This is a genomic window from Holophagales bacterium (assembly GCA_016719485.1).
Taxonomy (GTDB): Bacteria; Acidobacteriota; Thermoanaerobaculia; order UBA5066; family UBA5066; genus UBA5066.
This window is the reverse complement of sequence record JADJZB010000031.1, coordinates 1-16,299: the sequence shown is the minus strand read 5'-3', so window position 1 is coordinate 16,299 and position 16,299 is coordinate 1. Positions and strand designations below refer to the sequence as shown.

Below are 16,299 nucleotides of genomic sequence, written 5' to 3'. Positions count from 1 at the left end.
CGTTCCGCTCCAGTTTACCGCGCAGCCATGGCGCTGGCAGAGCGCAGGAGGCCCTCGAGGCGGGTCACCCGCTGTCCTGCCGACGACCTCTTCGCCGCGATCGCCACGGCCCGCCGGTCGCCGACGAGGACGACGAGCTTCCTGCCGCGCGTCACCGCGGTGTAGAGGAGGTTTCGCTCCAGCATCGCGTAGTGGGTCATGCCGAGCGGGATGACGACCGCCGGGTACTCCGACCCCTGCGACTTGTGGATCGTGGTCGCCCACGCGAGCTGGAGGACGTCGAGCTCGTCGAAGCCGTACGTCACTTCGCGCCCGTCGAAAGAGACGCGGAGCTCTCCCTCGTCGAGGTCCACCGCCGTCACGACGCCGAGGTCGCCGTTGGTGACCTCCTTGTCGTAGTCGTTCTCGACCTGCATCACGCGGTCCCCTGGAGCCAGCTCCTGGCCGAAACGCGACACGCGGGGCGTCCCGCCCGGGTTCAGCGCCTTTCCGAGCGCCTCGTTCAGCGCGCGCGCGCCGAGCGGGCCACGGTGGACCGGGACGAGGACCTGCACGTCGCGCGTCGGGTCGAGCCCGAACCGGCGCGGGATCCTCTCGGAGACGACCTCGACGACGCGCCGTGCGGCGTCTTCCGGATCCATCGCGTCGAAGAAGAAGAGGTCGGTGCCGGGCGGGTTCGTCAGGTCGGGGAGGTGCCCGTCGCGAATCCGGTGCGCCCCGACGACGATCCGGCTCTCGGCCGCCTGCCGGAAGATCTCGGTCAGGCGCACCGCCGGGACGGCACCCGACTCGAGGAGATCGCGCAGGACCTGACCCGGGCCGACGCTCGGCAGCTGGTCCGCGTCGCCCACGAGGAGGAGCGCGGCGCCCGGCGGCATCGCCTCCAGCAGCGAGCGGGCGAGGAGGACGTCGATCATCGACACCTCGTCCACGACGACGAGGTCGGCCTCGAGAGGGTTGTCGCGCCCACGCCGGAAGCGCCCTGTGGACGGGTCGACCTCGAGGAGGCGGTGGATGGTCTTCGCCTCCATCCGCGTGCTCTCCGAGAGGCGCCGGGCCGCGCGCCCGGTCGGGGCGGCGAGAGCGATGCGGAGCGACTCGGCGAAGACGATCCGGAGGAGGGCATCGACGAGCGTCGTCTTCCCGACGCCCGGCCCGCCGGTGAGAACGAGGACCTTGGACTTCAGGAAAGCGGCCACCGCCTCGCGCTGGCTCGGCGAGAGGGTGATTCCTGCCCGCGCCTCGACCCACGGGATCGCCGTGGTGGGATCCGAGTGGCGCCACGGCGGAGTGCCCGCCGCGAGCGCGGCGATTCTCTCGGCGATGACCCGCTCGGCGGCGTGAAGCGACGGGAGAAAGACACAGGGCTTTCCGCCGGCATCGTCGGCGACGACGTGGCGTTCGGCGAGCTCCAGCTCGAGGGCCTCGGCGACCTGCTCCTCGGGCCGCTCCAGCAGTTCGGCCGACCGCGGGACGAGAGTCCCGCGCGGGAGGCCGCAGTGCCCCTCGTCGAGCGCCTCGGCGAGGACGTGCGAGACGCCGGCCCGGACGCGGATCATCGCGTCCTCCGGGATGCCGAGCCGCCGGGCCAGTGCGTCCGCCGTCACGAAGCCGATGCCACGGACGTCGCGGGCGAGGCGGTAGGGATCCTTCGAGACGACCGAGATGGCGTCGGCGCCGTAGGTCCGGTAGATCCGGACCGCGCGCGACGTGCCGACCCCGTGGGAGTGGAGGAAGACCATGATCTCCCTCACCCCCTTCTGCTCCGCCCAGCTCGCGACGATCCGCTCCGCCCGGAGCGGGCCCACGCCCGGCACCTCGCGTAGTCGGGACGGCTCCGCCTCGATCACCTCGAAGACAGCCGTACCGAACGCCTCCACGAGCCGCCGCGCGAAATGCGGCCCGACTCCTTTTACGAGGCCGGAGGCGAGGAAGCGCTCGATCCCCTCGGGCGAGGTCGGCGTCACGGTCGTCACCGTCTCCGCCTTGAACTGCGGGCCGTGCTTCGGGTCGTTGGTCCAGGTCCCCGAGGCGCGCAGCTCTTCTCCGGGCGAGATCGCGGCCGCGTGCCCGACGACCGTCACCGCGTCGTGCTTGCCGCGCACCCTCACCCGGAGGACGGCAAAGCCCGACTCCTCCGAGTGGAACGTCACCCGCTCCACCTGGCCGGCGAGGAGCTCGCGTTCCGGTGCCTCCCGTTCGGGCTTCATGCGGAGGCATCGTAGCCGCAGAATGGACGCCGTGAGACGCGCCATTCTCGCCGGGCTCCTGCTCTGGTTCGGGAGCCATCTCGCGGTTCTCGCCGGCCCGCAGGAGCCGTCGCGGAAGGGAGGCATATCGGCGAAGGCTGCCGTCGAGAAGGTCCTCGTCGACGCCTACGTCCTGGGTCCGCGGGGGGGCGCCCTCCTCGACCTGACACCTGCCGATTTCCTCCTTCTCGTCGGTGGTGAGGAGGTGCCGGTCGAAGACGTCGAGTTCATCCCGGCGGCCCGTTCCGAGCTGCCGCCGAGGGCGCCGGACGCCGTCGGGGAGCCGGGGACGCCGGAGTTTCCCGAGGGGCGGCTCATCGTCCTCTTCTTTCAGGCCGACTTCGGCCGCTACCGGACGAAGGGGCTCATGCGGATGGCGAACGAGATGGTCGCCTTCCTCGACCGCCTGCTCCCGACGGATCGTGTGGCCGTCGTCTCGTACGACTCCCACCTCAAGCTTCGCCTCGACTTCACGGACAACCGGGCGGCCATTCACCGTGCGCTCTTCGACACCCTCAAGATCGGCGGCGCTCCCGAGCCGCCTCCCCCGAACCCGTTTCCCTCACTCGCCGCCCACTTCGACGTGAATGCCGCGCGCAAGTCGGCCACCGTCGAGAAGGGACTGTTCGTTCTGGCCCAGGCGCTGCAGAAGATCCCCGGCGGCAAGGTGATGTTTTTCCTCGGCTGGGGGCTCCACGTGAACCGGCAGCCGACGGAGTGGAGGTGGCACGCCCTCGCCGTCAACGCCCTCCAGCAGGCGCGCGTCAACGTCTTCACCCTCGACGTCTCCGACGCCGACTGGCACACCCTGGAAGGGACGCTCATGCAGCTCGCCGACCTGACCGGCGGCACCTACGCGAAGACCCACGTCTTCTCGGCCCAGGCCCTCGATCTCGCTTTCCGCGCCATCGAGGGGCGGTACGTCGTCCTCTTCGCCCGTCCCGAACGTCCTCCGGGCCGCCACGCCATCGAGCTCACCCTGCGGACGAAGAAGGGAAGGGTGCTCGCCCGGACGTTTTACGACGATCCCTAGCGCCCTGAGTCGGAGATCCGCGAACGAAGTCGGCCGAGGGGCTCGAAGATCGGGTCGACGGACGTCCGGACGAACGCGGGGAGCTCGATCCTGTCCCCGTTCGCCACGACGGCCGAGGCCGTATCGCGAGCGAAGCCCGCTGCATGCCGGGGTCAGGCCTCGGGCGGCGATGACCTTCGGCGTGCCGGCCTATTGGCCCGCCGGTGGTTCCCAGAGTTCGATCTTGTTGCCTTCGGGATCGAGGACCCAGCCAAAGCGACCGAACTCCGATTCGTCGACCTTGTCGAGAACGTTGCAGCCTTCGGCGCGGAGGGCGGCAAGGAGGCCATGGAGGTCAGTGACGCGATAGTTGACCATGAACGGTGACGTGCTTGGGGCAAAGTCGTCGCTACTGGAGCCTGTAATGTTCCAGGCCGTGGTGCCCGGTACGGGGTTGCCATCGGCGTCGGTCCACGGAAATACTGCGCCGCCCCATGCTTGAACGTCGACCCCGAGGTGTTCCTTGTACCAGGTGCGCAGGGCCCCGGGATCCTGGGCCTTGAAGAAGATGCCCCCGATGCCAGTGACTCTTCGCATGTGAGCCTCCTCAGTGGTGAAGACGCCAGATCGTAGCGTGCCGAGGCCTAACCGGGGCCTCAGCGGCGAGCAAAGCGAAGTCCGCTGCAAGCCGGGTTAGGGCACGGCTCAACTGGCCTTCGACAGGACCGGAACCTCATGAGCGATGCGTGCCCCGGTGCGGTCGCGCTCGGTCTCGAGTTCGAATCGAACCTGGAGGTTGAGCCAGAAGCGCTCGGAGGTGCCGAAGTACCGCGAGAGCCGAAGAGCCGTGTCAGCGGTGATGCCGCGCTTACCGAGGACGATCTCGTTGACACGCCGAGCGGGAACACGAATGTCCTTGGCCAGGCGGTACTGGCTGAGACCGTGAGGCTCGAGGAACTCGGCCAGGAGGACTTCGCCAGGATGAATGGGTGCGAGCTTTGCCACGGCGGTCACCTACGAGTGGTAGTCGACGATCTCGACGTCGAAGGCATCGGTGGCGCACCAGACGAAGCAGATGCGCCACTGATCGTTGATGCGGATGCTGTGCTGGCCAGCACGATCGCCCCTGAGAGGCTCGAGCCGATTGCCGGGCGGAACGCGCAGGTCGGCGAGGGAGTCGGCCGCATCGAGGATGACGAGTTTCCGAAGCGCGACGCGTTGAAGGCTGGCGGGCAGACGACGCGGGCGGCGACGTTGAAAGAGCGCTTCCGTGTCGGGGTCGCGGAAGGTGCGGATCACGCGCCGGAATAGTAACGGACGCCGTTACTACGAGTCGAATATGCCGGAGACCTGCCCACCGTGGCCTAACCGTGGCATCAGCGGCGAGCGAAGCGAAGTCCGCTGCATGCCGGGTTAGACACCACTGCCGAGATGGCAGGCATGGCGGACCTATGGCCGGTCTGGAGAGGTCAGGAGACGCTTCACGAGGGGGCGAGGTAGACGGGCGCTCGCGACCACGTGTCGGTATGTCTCTCTCGTCCAGTCGGAGGTTAGATGGCCGAGGCGTGAATACGACTTGAGGTTCTCGAGCAGAGCTACCTGCTTGAATCGTCATGCAGCCGCGGAGCAGAACAAGGCAACGAAGGTACTCGAAGTCCTCGTACCAGCCTCTGTGAGCGTTACGCCAGGCGAGGGGCAACGAGAAGCCCTGCGACGGTTGCTCCTCGTGCTGCTGTGCGAAGGCGCTGAAGTCGAGAGCGCCGTCCACGGTGCGGGGAGGAGCCGCCGGCACAGCCGCGACGTGACCCCATTCGTCGGCCATGGAGACGACGACGGAAGGCCGAGCGCTCGGAGCGCGAGAGTCTGATGATCGACCGATGACTGTTACCGCAATTCCAACGGGATACTGGTCCCGGAGATCGGCGAGGCGCCGTGCCGACGGGCTGCAGTCGGGAGCGCTGCCGAAGAGATACACCTCGACAGAGGAGCTTGCGCGGGATGCGAGCACGGGTGTTACGACGCGCACCGCCAAACCGGGTACTTGCGCCGCCCCGAGAATGGGACCGGCAGACTCTGAATAGCCGACGACGACCCTCGAATGCCACGGTGTCGTCGGGCACGCGCGCCGGCGGTAAGGCGATTGTTGCGCATGCGGCGGCGGAGCGACCGAGGACGGCCGTTGGCGAGAAGAAGGAGCGCGACTTTCATGTGTTTGATGATGGTGTCTAACCGTGGGCGTCGGTGGCGAGCACAGCGAAGCTGTGCGAGTCCACTGCACGCCGGGTTAGGGCTGCACCCAGTGTTGACGGGGGCTGGCGCGACTGACAAATGCCGGAGAGATGACGGCCTTCAGGTTCGGGGCACGCGGCGGTGGCGGATCGAACGGCAGCCGACTGGCGATTCAGGAGTGAGGAATGTGCGAAGGGGATGCTAGGCGCGCGCAAGAAATGAGACCAGGAGAAGCAGGAAAGCCGCGACGAGTGCGAGGACGATGAGGGCGACCGGACGGAAGCCGGCGCAACGGGAGCAACCGGCGCAGTGCGGGACACCGGGCAGGGGTGCGATGACGGAACGAGCTGCGGAAAGGACTTCGGTGGGCACGAGGACGAGCCAGAGCGTGAACGATGTCTGGCCGGGCGTTGGCGCTTCGCCGGTGTCGGAGTAGTAGACGTCGGTTGCGGGAATACCCGCGTCGCTAAGCGCGGTGAGCACGAGTTCGATCTCGTGTCGCTGGCCTGACTCGTAAGCGACGGACTGGCCATGGGTAATCGTATGGATCGGTGCTGCCTAACCGTGGCATCAGCGGCGAGCATAGCGAGTCCGCTGCATGCTGGGTTAGCAGCCCGTGGCAAAAGTCAGCGCTCTGGCGGCACGTCCCGTGCTTCGATTTCGGCACGGCGACAAGCTGACGCGGGGTGACGGTCGATGGCGATGGGACGGAAGGAGCGGGAGCGACAGGACACGCTGTGGGTGGCGGTTTCCGACATAGCGCGGAGCGAAGGCCACGTGTTCTACAGGGCCCTGAATCAGCTGTTTCGGCGTCATGGCTTCGACGGGTTCGTGGAGGGGCTGGTCGAGAAGAGCGGGATCTTCTCCAACGGCATGGGGCGTCCTTCGGTCGCGCCCGGGGTCTATTTCCGGATGTCGATGGTGGGCTACTTCGAAGGGCTTTCTTCCGAGCGCGGGATCGCCTGGCGGTGCGCCGACTCCATGTCGCTGAGAGAGTTCCTGGGGTACGAACTGACGCAGGAGACGCCGGATCACTCGACGCTGTCGCGGTGGAGGCGAAACCTCCCGGAGAAGCTGCACCGGGAGGTGTTCGAGTGGGTGGTCGGGGTGGCCCGTGAAGAGAAGATCCTGAAGGGGCGACGGATCGCGATCGACTCGACGACGATGGAAGCGAACGCGGCCATGAAGTCGATCGTGCGAAAGGCCGATGGAGCGACGTACCAGGACTACCTGAAGAAGCTGGCGAAGGCCGAGGGGATCGAGAACCCCACACCGCAGGATCTCCAGCGGATCGACCGGAAGCGGCGCGGGAAGAAGGTTTCGAACAAGGACTGGAAGAGCAAGACCGACACTCACGCGCATCGCGCGGATGAAGGACGGTCGGACCCGCATGGCCTACAAGGTCGAGGACGCGATGGATATCCAGAGCCGCATCACGGTGGCGGCCGAAGTCCACCTGGCCGATCAGGGAGACCCTGCGACGGTCGGAAAGACGCTGCGTTCCGCGGACGAGACGGTCATGAACGCGGGAGTCGAGGGAGGGATCCGCGAGGTCGTCCTCGATCGCGGGTATCACGCCGACGCTGTCCTGGAGACCCTCGATGAGAAGGGCTTCCGGGGTTACGTCGCCGAGCCGAAGAGGGGGCGGAGAAACTGGACGAAGCAGAGGCGTCGAGACGGAGAAGAATGCGTTACTCGTCGGAAGCGCGCTCTCTACGGCAATCGCCGACGGTCCCGCAGCCGTCGAGGCAGGCAGCTCCAGAAACTGCGAGCGGAGTTCCCGGAGCGAGGATTCGCCCATCTGAAACGGACGGGTGGGCTTGCACGGGTCTTCGTGCGAGGGAGACGAGAGGTCACGAAGAAGGTCCAGTCGTAACGTCGCGGCGGCGAATCTGAGCGTCATCCTGCGGGCGCTGCTCGGAATGGGAACGCCGCGAGGCCTGCAGAGCCGTCTTCGGGAAGCTCTGGCGGCCATTCTTTTCATCTGTCGTCTCCTCCACGCGCGACTCGCGTCCTACTCGCGCCCGCTGGCCGGCCGCCGCTTCTGCAGCGCCCAGGAGCGACCCGTCGAGTTCAACCAAGCCAGCTCAGGCCTGTGGATTCGAAAACGGGCTTATGCCACGGGCTCTTAGGAGGCGCGCTGCCAGCGGGATAGGGCTTCACGATTCGGGGACGTCCTTGTTCTCTTCGAGGTGACAACGCAGTGGATGGAACAGGGGCACCGCCGACAGGGCTTCCGTTCTCAGGACCGGGGCGCCCAGGCGAACGATTGAGAGCCGCGGAATGGGAAGCCTCAGTTGCAGGTACGCCAGGACTTTGTGGTGGCCATCAAGTATGAACTCCGACCACCCCTCAAACGCCGCGATCGTGATCACGAGGGGCCGATGGCCGGCCTCGATCTGGTTCACGTAGTCGCGGACTAGGCTCGCGCGAATCGTCGTTGACGACTGCGTGGCGACTAGGGCGCCGCATCCTGCGTAGAAGTGTTTGAAAGCCCGTTCGCCACAGTCAGTCGGATCAAGGGCGACATACTCGACGTCCTGCCATGCGTCGCTCACCGCCAATCGGTAGCGTCCAGGCGCCAGGAGAGACACTACTTGCGAGAAATGACCGGACAACGACGTCCCGGATGTCGGCCACGTCTCGACAGAGTGCCGAAAGGCGAGAACGTCCAGCAGGGGTTCTGCAGATGCGCGCTGGATGAGGTACTGCGCAACGCTGCCCTCCAAGTCCCGCCACTGATACGCCACTAGCGTGCTGCCGATTCGAAGCAGGGAGTCGAAATCGGCGCCCTTGACCTCCACGGTTCCTGTGGTGGCGTGAACAGTGATCTCTTCGGACATTGGGACTGTCACGGAAGCCTCCTAACCGTGGGCGTCAGCGGCGAGCGCAGCGAGTCCGCTGGACGCCGGGTTAGGCTATGTGTCAACGGATGCCACGCTACCTGGTGCTTTTCCCCGGTCTAGTCCGGTCTAGTCCGATACATTTGAACGCAGAAGCCAGAAGTAGGCCTCTGCCTTCGTGTGGAGACCCTCTGGAGGAAATCGGCGGAAGAGGTAACCAACCCATAGAAGCGCATTCAAGAGAATGGTTCCCACGAGTACAACCCGGAGCGCTTGAACGGAGGCGCGCCGCAGCGCCAAGCGTGGAAAGCGAAGGGCGCTGATAAGGGTAAGGCACGGGAGCGATTCAATGAACGCACGGTTTCCAAATGAATCTCCAAACCACCAGCACCACCAACTGCCGTTCACTAACACAAGAAGAACAAAGGACGCGACAGACCCAGCTGCGAGGGCGCGGAGAGAGCTATCGAAGAGCGCTGCAAGGCAGAGGCCGAGAAGAACTACGTACCACGGGTGATACACGAAAAGCCCGTGACGGTCGGGAACGAGGGGTTCCCAGAACGCCGCTCCACCCGCCTGCGAAAGACTCTGCTGGATACGGTAGGAGCCGTGGTTCCCCCAGAGAGAGTACAGCGCCAGTGGTTGAAGGCTAGCCACGACGAGCGCGGACGCGGTCATTAGGAACACAGGACGGGGGCGACGGAACGTCCTCGAAAGACTAGAGTGGCGAGTATCGGAGCAAGAACCATGTTCGTGTTGCGCACGAGAAACAGCATCCCAGCGGAAACGCCGACCAGAATGAGAGACCCGCTTCCAATCTCCTCCCAGCGCGACGGCCACCCGCTCAGGAGGAAGAGCACAACACAGCAGAGCGCCAGTCCCGCCCCATGTGCCATTGCCGGTTCCTTGACAACATAGTGCCAGAGGTTCGTAGCGACAAGCATAGCCGAACAGAACAAACCCGCCGCCGGGGCAGGTGCGCCGAAGCGGCGGGCGGCAAGATAGAGAAGGTAGATGCTGTATAGGTAGAACACGGCAAGCGATAGCGTGACTGATAGCTGGTACGGTGCGGATGCGCCGTTGGTGGGCCAGGCGCCAACGACGAGAGCTATTCCGTGGCCCAGTAGTAGGCCGGGCGTTTCCAAGAGCGCCATCCCGACGGGTACTTGTTTACGATCAGCCCGGCGGGGGTTAGCTGGTCAACCTCGGGAGGAAGGGGATCCGGTGGATACAACAAGCTGTAGTCATTGCGGAAGTCCACGTCCCCGTCGAGAATAGTCGACCGTGTCCAGGCATAGTACTGTGCGCCGTCGCCCACGATCAGGGCGGAGGACTGTCCCCGGATCATCGAAAGTGTCAGTGTGGAAACGCAAAAGGCGCACGCTGCCAGGAGGAAGGCGGCCATCCAGCGATTCGTGAATCTGCCGTCAAGATCCAAGGGGCTTCCGGCGCTTCGACAGTCACGCATACCATTTCCATTGTGACCGCCGGAAGCGTTCAGAAGAGTGTTTGCCTACCGCACCGGCGGTCGAAGGCTCACTATTCGTCGCTCTCCGGCCTTCAGGCATCCAGTCCCTCGCCTAAGCCTCTTCGCGTCCGATTGAACCAAGCATGGAGCGTGCGGATTTCGGCGAGAAAGCGTTGTTGCATGGTGCCTTTATCGGATTCTATCCCGGCCGCACTTCAGAGGGAGTTCAGCGAAAGGACACGCACGTACGGTGTCCCTTTGGGGTGGGTTCGGAGGTCCTCATCCATTGGTGCAGGAAGGCGTTCCCCTATTAGGGCTTGTTGCATGGCAGTAAAAGCACCGGCTGATTAGGCCAGAGCGTGTTCAGTGTCTCAGAGTAGGTCACGACGCCGTCGTCGACCAACTCGTAAAATACCATTCCCCAAGGCCTGGCGTAGTAGTAACGCTCGACATAGGCGGGATTGCTTAGATTCACTTGGGTTAGGCGCAGCGCACTGACAGTCCCGACACTTCCGCCAAGGTATAGCGTCTCTGGACCGGAGACGCCCATTTGAAACGTTGGCCCTCCCGTGCCCGCGGGCCCTCTGTGCCAACGTGCGTGAGACACCGACCCCCCTGGTAATTACTGTAGAACGAGGGCGGGGAGAGATGATGAATGAGCAAGGTACAGAGACACCTCCCCAGGGCCGTGCCCGACCCCGTCGTGGGGGCCGAGCGGAGCGTAGGCGACCGGAGGGAGCCGGAGCGTAGCTCGGCCCCCACGACGGCCGCGCCGCCCCCCCTGCCCGCGAGTCCCGCCGCACCGCCTCCCGACCCCGAGGTCCCGACGGATCGCCCGAGGCGCCGGACATTCACCGCCGAGTACAAGAAGCGGATCCTCGAAGAGGCCGACGCGTGCTCGGCGTCCGGCACCGTGGGTGTCTTGCTCCGGCGCGAGGGCCTGTTCTCCTCCCACCTGACGGAATGGCGGCGGCAGCGCGAACAGGCCACGATCGCCGGGCTGACCCCAAGGAAACGCGGACGAAAACAGAAGGTCGTCGACGCCATGGCCGTACGCGTTGCAGAGCTCGAGCGCGACAAACGGCGGCTCGAGGAGCGCCTGCGCACGGCCGAGATCATCATCGACGTCCAAAAAAAAGTCTCGCTGCTCCTGGGCGTGCCGCTGAGCGCCCCGAAGACCGAAGGCAACGACTGATGCCCGCCGTCAGCGATCTCTCCCTGGCCGTCGGGACGGCCCGTGCCTGCGATGCGCTGGGCCTGGCCCGAGCCTCGTACTACCGCGGCCTGCAACCGCAGCCGCCGGCCAGGGAGCGCCCCACTCCCGATCGCGCACTCAGCGCCGCCGAGCGCCAGGTCGTCCTGGACACCCTCCACTGCGAGGCCTTCGTCGACAAGGCGCCCGCAGAGGTCTGGGCAACGCTTCTGGACCAGGGCACCTACCTCTGCTCGCCTCGCACGATGTACCGCATCCTCGACGACGCCCTGGAAGTTCGCGAACGCCGCGACCAGCTGCGCCACCCCGCCTACAAGAAGCCCGAGCTCCTCGCCCTGGCACCCAACGAGGTCTGGAGCTGGGACATCACCAAGCTGCTCGGCCCGGCGAAATGGACGTACTTCTACCTCTACGTGATCCTCGACATTTTCAGCCGCTACGTGGTGGGCTGGATGGTCGCCGACGGCGAGTCGGCCACTCTCGCCAATCAGCTCATCGACCAGACCTGCGCCAAGCACTGCATCCCGCCCGGCCAACTCACCCTCCACGCCGATCGCGGCACCTCGATGAAGTCCAAGGCCGTGGCACTGCTCCTCTCGGATCTTGGTGTCACAAAGACACATAGTCGCCCTCACGTCTCCGACGACAATCCCTTCTCCGAGAGCCATTTCCGCACTCTCAAGTACCGTCCCGACTTCCCCGGCCGCTTCGGCTCGATCCAGGACGCCCGCTCCTTCTGCCGGAGCTTCTTCCCCTGGTACAACGCTGAGCATCGCCACTCCGGCATCGGGCTGCTCACCCCGGAGAGCGTCCACTACGGCCGCGCCGCCGACCTGCTCGCCCAGCGCCAGTCCGTCCTCTCCGACGCCTACGCGGCCCACCCGGAACGCTTCGTCAGCAAGCCGCCGACACCACCCGCTCTGCCGTCCGCCGCCTGGATCAACCCCCCGAAGAACGAGCCCATCGAGAAGGAACCAGCTGTTCAGTAAATTCGACCCGTCGCTGTCTCAAAGTCGTTGACACGTCCCGGAGTGCCGGAGTCAGGACGGTCTCGTAAAGAAGGTGCCGCCTCCGTCCTCCTCGTACCCCCTCGACCCAGTGCCGCGGGATGCGAAGCGGTGACGAGGAACCACCGCGGTAGGTGATTGATTTCGTGGGTGTGCCGGGCGCGGCGCTAACGTCTGGCATCAGCGGCGAGCGTAGCGAGTCCGCTGCATGGTGCGCCCGGCATGGGCGCGGAACAGGAGGTGGAAGTCCTCTTGGGGCCCTGACGGAGGGAACCCAACACCGACGAGGCAGGGGCGTTGTTCAACGAGAGGAGAAGGCGTCCGATGGAAGCCTGAGGTGAAACCCGGCACCGAGCGTAGAGCGAAGCGTCTGTGAGGCTTGTGGCCCGTGGGTGAGCTGACCATCAGCATGCCAGGCCCAGTATCCGTCGGCGGGAACGAGTAGAGACGACGGTGATCCGGGGGAAGTTCCGCGTTCTTACCCGGGGAGACCTCTCGGCCTCCGTGCATCCGATTCGGATGGGCGGTAGTTGTCGAGGACGAAAGGACGAGATGACGAAGGGACGAGAGGAGTCGGATGGTCTCGTTGTACCGCAAAGCCGTCGAAAGGCGGCCTCAACCGTTGGGGCGACCCGACGGGGAGGGAAGGGGACCACGGCCAGAGAAGTGGCAGAGCAGCTTGAACTGATCCTCGAGACAGCCGAGAGCCCGAAAGGGGACGACGGCGGAAGGGACAGGGGCCGACCCCAGCCTCAACCGCGCGCGGTGCCGAAGTCGAGGAGCACGACAGGAAGAGCCCTGACCGCGATGACGATCGAGGAGGTGGCGCGAGAAGAGAACCTGAGGGAGGCGTTTCGGAAAGTGGCGTCGAACGACGGTGCCCCGGGACCGGACCGGCAGACGGTGGAGCAGGTGCAGCAGCGCCTGGATGCCATCGTGCCGGTGTTGAGCCGCGAACTGACGACGGGGGAATACCGACCGGGAGACATCCGGAGGGTATGGATCCCGAAGACGGGAGGCGGCGAAAGGGGCCTTGGCATCCCGAACGTGATCGATCGGATCGTGCAGCAGGCTGTGGCGCAGGTGCTCAGTCCGCATTACGAGCCGACGTTTCACCCGAGTAGCCATGGTTTCCGGCCGGGCAGGAGCTGTCACACGGCGATCGCCGAAGCGAAGCGGCATCTGGAGGAGGGCTACGGGATCGTGGTGGACCTGGATCTGGACAAGTTCTTCGATCGGGTTCACTGGGAGCGGTTGCTGGCCCGGCTGGGGAAGCTGGTGAAAGATGACCGGCTCATCGCCTTGATCCGACGGATGTTGAAAGCGCGAGTGGTGATGCCGGACGGAGTGGTGGTGACGACGGAAGAGGGGACCCCACAGGGCGGGCCGCTCTCGCCGCTGCTGTCGAACATCGTGCTCGACGAGCTCGACTGGGAGCTTTCGAGACGAGGACACCGCTTCGTGCGCTATGCCGATGACCAGAACATCTATGTTCGCAGTCAGCGGGCAGGCGAAAGGGTGATGGCCAACGTCAGGGACTTCATCGAGCGCAAGCTTCGGCTGAAGGTAAACCTGGCCAAGAGCGCCGTGGCGAAACCAGAGGAGCGGCACTTTCTAGGGTTCCGGCTCAGGCGCGATCCTGAGGACGGGGCCGTGGAGGTGGACTTGTCGAAGCGTTCGAAGGAACGCGTGGACGAGAAGATCCGCCACAAGACGCGACGGAACCGGGGGCAGTCGCTGTGGGCGACGCTGCGGGAGCTGAACGAGTACCTTAAAGGCTGGATCGGGTTCTTCTGGATCGTGACCGGAGAGACAGCGGAACGAACGCTACGAAATCTGGATGCCCACATCAGGCGCCGACTCCGTGCGGTGCTGCTGAAGCACTGGCGGAGCAAGCGCTCGATCGCGCGCCGACTCATCAAGCTCGGGTGTCCACCGAAGAAGGCCTGGCGAACGGTCTACGAGGGGCGACGACGCCTCTGGGACCTGAGCCGAACTGCGGCGGTGCAGAAGAGTCTCCGAAACGAATACTTCGAAAAGCGGGGACTGTTCTCGCTGACGGCATGGCACGGACAGAGGTGGGCACGAGAGCTCGCCCCGGTACAGCTCAATCTGGGGCTGGAACTGGGATAGCTGCGGGGGCGCAAGCCCTGGCACCGGCATAAGGGCTTCGGCCCCGACCCCGGTGTCCCGAAGAGCCGGATGTGAGATCCACAAGTCCGGTTCCGTGGGAGCTGGGGGAGGGCAACCTCCCCTGGCTACCCGACGTGCGCCCGGCATGGGCGCGGAACAGGAGGTGGAAGTCCTCTTGGGGCCCTGACGGAGGGAACCCAGCACCGAGGAGGCAGGGGCGTCGTTCAACGAGAGGAGAAGGCGTCCGATGGAAGCCTGAGGTGGAACCCGGCACTGAGCGTAGAGCGAAGCGTCTGTGAGGCTTAAGGCCCGTGGGTAAGCTGACCATCAGCATGCGACGCCCAATATCCGTTGGCGGGAATGAGTAGAGACGACGGTGGTCCGGGGGAAGTTCCGTGACCCTTACCCGGGGAGACCTCTCGGCCTCCGTGCATCCGATTCGGATGGGCGGTAGCCATCGAGAACGAAAGAACGAGATGACGAAGGGACGAGAGGAGTCGGATGGTCTCGTTGTACCGGAAAGCCGTCGAAAGGCGGCCTCAACCGCGCGGGAGAGCGCGCGGGGAGGGAAGGGGACCACGGCCAGAGAAGAGGCAGAGCAGCTTGAACTGATCCTCGAGACAGCCGAGAGCCCGAAAGGGGACGACGGCGGGAGGGACCGGGGCCGACCCCAGCCTCAACCGTGCGCGGTGCCGAAGTCGAGGAGCACGACAGGAAGAGCCCTGCCCGCGATGACGATCGAGGAGGTGGCGCGAGAAGAGAACCTGATGGAAGCGTTTCGGAGAGTGGCGTCGAACGACGGCGCCCGGGACCGACCGGCAGACGGTGGAGCAGGTGCAGCAGCGCCTGGATGCCATCGTGCCGGTGCTGGAGCCGCGAACTGAGGACGGGGAATACCGACCGGGAGACATCCGGAGGGTATGGATCCCGAAGACGGGAAGGCGGCGAAAGGGGCCTTGGCATCCCGAACGTGATCGATCGGATCGTGCAGCAGGCCGTGGCGCAGGTGCTCAGTCCGTATTACGAGCCGACGTTTCACCCGAGTAGCCATGGCTTCCGGCCGGGCAGGAGCTGTCACACGGCGATCGCCGAAGCGAAGCGGCATCTGGAGGAGGGCTACGAGATCGTGGTGGACCTGGATCTGGACAAGTTCTTCGATCGGGTTCACTGGGAGCGATTGTTGGCCCGGCTGGGAATGCTGGTGAAGGATCACCGGCTGATCGAGCTGATCGGACGGATGCTGAAAGCGCGGGTGGTGATGCCGGACGGAGTGGTGGTGACGACGGAAGAGGGGACGCCGCAGGGCGGGCCGCTTTCGCCGCTGCTGTCGAACATCGTGCTCGACGAGCCTGACTGGGAGCTCGAGACGAGGACACCGCTTGTACGCTATGCCGATGACCAGAACATCTATGTTCGCAGTCAACGGGCAGGCGAAAGGGTGATGGCCAACGTCAGGGACTTCCATCGAGCGCAAGCTCCGGCTGAAGGTGAACCTGGCCAAGAGCGCCGTGGCGAAATCAGGGGAAACGGCACTTCCTGGGGTTCCGGCTCAGGCGCGAGCCTGAGGACGGGACCGTGGAGGTGGACTTGTCGAAGCGTTCGAAAGAACGCGTGGACGAGAAGATCCGCGGCAAGACGCGTCGGAACCGGGGCAGTCGCTGTGGACGACGCTGCGGGAACTGAACGTGTACCTAAAGGCTGGATCGGGTTCTTTGGATCGTGACCGAGAGACAGCGGAACGAACGCTACGAAATCTGGACGCCCACATCAGGCGCCGACTCCGCGCGGTGCTGCTGAAGCACTGGCGGAGCAAGCGCGCGATCGCGCGCCGACTCATCAAGCTCGGGTGTCCACTGAAGAAGGCCTGGCGCACGGTCTACGAGGGGCGACGACGCCTCTGGGACCTGAGCCGAACTGCGGCGGTGCAGAAAAGCCTCCGGAACGAATACTTCGAGAAACGGGGGCTGTTCTCGCTTGAAGCGTGGCGCCGTCAAAGGTGGGCGCGAGAGCTCGCCCCGGTACAGCTCCCTCTGGAGCTGGAACTGGGATAGCTGCGGGGGCGCAAGCCCCGGCACCGGCATAAGGGCTCGTGAAGCCCCGACCCGGTGTCCCGAAGAGCCGGATGTGAGATCCACAAGTCCGGTT

At 65.3% G+C, this 16,299-nt stretch carries 15 protein-coding genes; 7 read left to right on the top strand and 8 right to left on the bottom strand.

Features of this window, described 5'->3' with window-relative positions; genetic code table 11:
* Positions 1-14 precede the first annotated feature (14 nt).
* Entirely contained in the window at positions 15-2,210 is a 2,196-nt protein-coding gene (locus tag IPN03_23135) for an ATP-dependent RecD-like DNA helicase (protein MBK9376530.1), read from the bottom strand.
* Positions 2,211-2,241: 31 nt separating this feature from the next.
* On the opposite strand from IPN03_23135, the gene IPN03_23130 reads away from it, so the two are divergent.
* Positions 2,242-3,282 carry a hypothetical protein gene (locus IPN03_23130; protein MBK9376529.1) on the top strand — a complete coding sequence of 347 codons (1,041 nt, stop codon included), beginning with the start codon at positions 2,242-2,244 and terminating at the stop codon, positions 3,280-3,282.
* A gap of 189 nt (positions 3,283-3,471) precedes the next feature.
* Here the strand turns inward: IPN03_23130 and IPN03_23125 are convergent, their stop codons facing one another.
* The 5 genes from IPN03_23125 to IPN03_23105 all read right to left on the bottom strand — a co-directional run bounded on the left by IPN03_23125 (position 3,472) and on the right by IPN03_23105 (position 6,674).
* The gene (locus tag IPN03_23125; GenBank protein ID MBK9376528.1) at positions 3,472-3,858 is read right to left on the bottom strand and encodes a VOC family protein; all 387 of its coding nucleotides are present in this window, start codon (positions 3,856-3,858) and stop codon (positions 3,472-3,474) included.
* Between the two features lie 108 nt (positions 3,859-3,966).
* Positions 3,967-4,266, bottom strand: coding sequence for a HigA family addiction module antidote protein (locus IPN03_23120; GenBank protein ID MBK9376527.1), 300 nt, complete (start codon positions 4,264-4,266; stop codon positions 3,967-3,969).
* Between the two features lie 9 nt (positions 4,267-4,275).
* Positions 4,276-4,560, bottom strand: coding sequence for a type II toxin-antitoxin system RelE/ParE family toxin (locus IPN03_23115; GenBank protein ID MBK9376526.1), 285 nt, complete (start codon positions 4,558-4,560; stop codon positions 4,276-4,278).
* Positions 4,561-5,691: 1,131 nt separating this feature from the next.
* Positions 5,692-5,973, bottom strand: a complete 282-nt coding sequence (locus tag IPN03_23110) for a hypothetical protein (GenBank protein ID MBK9376525.1) — start codon at positions 5,971-5,973, stop codon at positions 5,692-5,694.
* 548 nt (positions 5,974-6,521) lie between these two features.
* The gene (locus IPN03_23105; protein ID MBK9376524.1) at positions 6,522-6,674 is read right to left on the bottom strand and encodes a hypothetical protein; all 153 of its coding nucleotides are present in this window, start codon (positions 6,672-6,674) and stop codon (positions 6,522-6,524) included.
* A gap of 206 nt (positions 6,675-6,880) precedes the next feature.
* Here IPN03_23105 and IPN03_23100 point away from each other — a divergent pair, with 206 nt between their 5' ends.
* The gene (locus tag IPN03_23100) at positions 6,881-7,366 is read left to right on the top strand and encodes a transposase (protein ID MBK9376523.1); all 486 of its coding nucleotides are present in this window, start codon (positions 6,881-6,883) and stop codon (positions 7,364-7,366) included.
* Positions 7,367-7,649: 283 nt separating this feature from the next.
* Here IPN03_23100 and IPN03_23095 read toward each other — a convergent pair whose 3' ends face one another.
* Complete coding sequence (locus tag IPN03_23095; protein ID MBK9376522.1) at positions 7,650-8,345, bottom strand: hypothetical protein; 696 nt, start codon at positions 8,343-8,345, stop codon at positions 7,650-7,652.
* A 665-nt stretch (positions 8,346-9,010) separates the two neighbouring features.
* Positions 9,011-9,487 carry a hypothetical protein gene (locus IPN03_23090; GenBank protein MBK9376521.1) on the bottom strand — a complete coding sequence of 159 codons (477 nt, stop codon included), beginning with the start codon at positions 9,485-9,487 and terminating at the stop codon, positions 9,011-9,013.
* Between the two features lie 1,188 nt (positions 9,488-10,675).
* Between IPN03_23090 and IPN03_23085 the strand changes: the two genes are divergently transcribed.
* The 5 genes from IPN03_23085 (at position 10,676) to IPN03_23065 (ending at position 16,205) form a co-directional block, all read left to right on the top strand.
* Positions 10,676-10,996, top strand: coding sequence for a transposase (locus IPN03_23085; protein MBK9376520.1), 321 nt, complete (start codon positions 10,676-10,678; stop codon positions 10,994-10,996).
* Positions 10,996-12,003 carry an IS3 family transposase gene (locus IPN03_23080; GenBank protein ID MBK9376519.1) on the top strand — a complete coding sequence of 336 codons (1,008 nt, stop codon included), beginning with the start codon at positions 10,996-10,998 and terminating at the stop codon, positions 12,001-12,003. The genes IPN03_23085 and IPN03_23080 overlap by 1 nt, the downstream gene beginning before the upstream one ends.
* A gap of 825 nt (positions 12,004-12,828) precedes the next feature.
* A complete protein-coding gene (gene ltrA / locus IPN03_23075; GenBank protein MBK9376518.1) occupies positions 12,829-14,154 on the top strand; it encodes a group II intron reverse transcriptase/maturase in 1,326 nt (441 codons plus the stop codon).
* A 970-nt stretch (positions 14,155-15,124) separates the two neighbouring features.
* Entirely contained in the window at positions 15,125-15,877 is a 753-nt protein-coding gene (locus IPN03_23070; protein ID MBK9376517.1) for a hypothetical protein, read from the top strand.
* Between the two features lie 64 nt (positions 15,878-15,941).
* Positions 15,942-16,205: a hypothetical protein gene (locus tag IPN03_23065; GenBank protein ID MBK9376516.1), complete on the top strand. Its 264-nt coding sequence runs from the start codon at positions 15,942-15,944 to the stop codon at positions 16,203-16,205.
* Positions 16,206-16,299: the final 94 nt, after the last annotated feature.

Excerpts from the sequence above, each read along its gene's own strand:
- IPN03_23135 (MBK9376530.1), bottom strand. The coding sequence starts at position 2,210 with ATGAAGCCCGAACGGGAGGCACCGGAACGCGAGCTCCTCGCCGGCCAG.
- IPN03_23125 (MBK9376528.1), bottom strand. The coding sequence starts at position 3,858 with ATGCGAAGAGTCACTGGCATCGGGGGCATCTTCTTCAAGGCCCAGGAT.
- IPN03_23105 (MBK9376524.1), bottom strand. The coding sequence starts at position 6,674 with ATGGCCGCGTTCGCTTCCATCGTCGTCGAGTCGATCGCGATCCGTCGC.
- IPN03_23100 (MBK9376523.1), top strand. The coding sequence starts at position 6,881 with ATGGCCTACAAGGTCGAGGACGCGATGGATATCCAGAGCCGCATCACG.
- IPN03_23090 (MBK9376521.1), bottom strand. The coding sequence starts at position 9,487 with ATGGCGCTCTTGGAAACGCCCGGCCTACTACTGGGCCACGGAATAGCT.
- IPN03_23080 (MBK9376519.1), top strand. The coding sequence starts at position 10,996 with ATGCCCGCCGTCAGCGATCTCTCCCTGGCCGTCGGGACGGCCCGTGCC.
- ltrA (MBK9376518.1), top strand. The coding sequence starts at position 12,829 with ATGACGATCGAGGAGGTGGCGCGAGAAGAGAACCTGAGGGAGGCGTTT.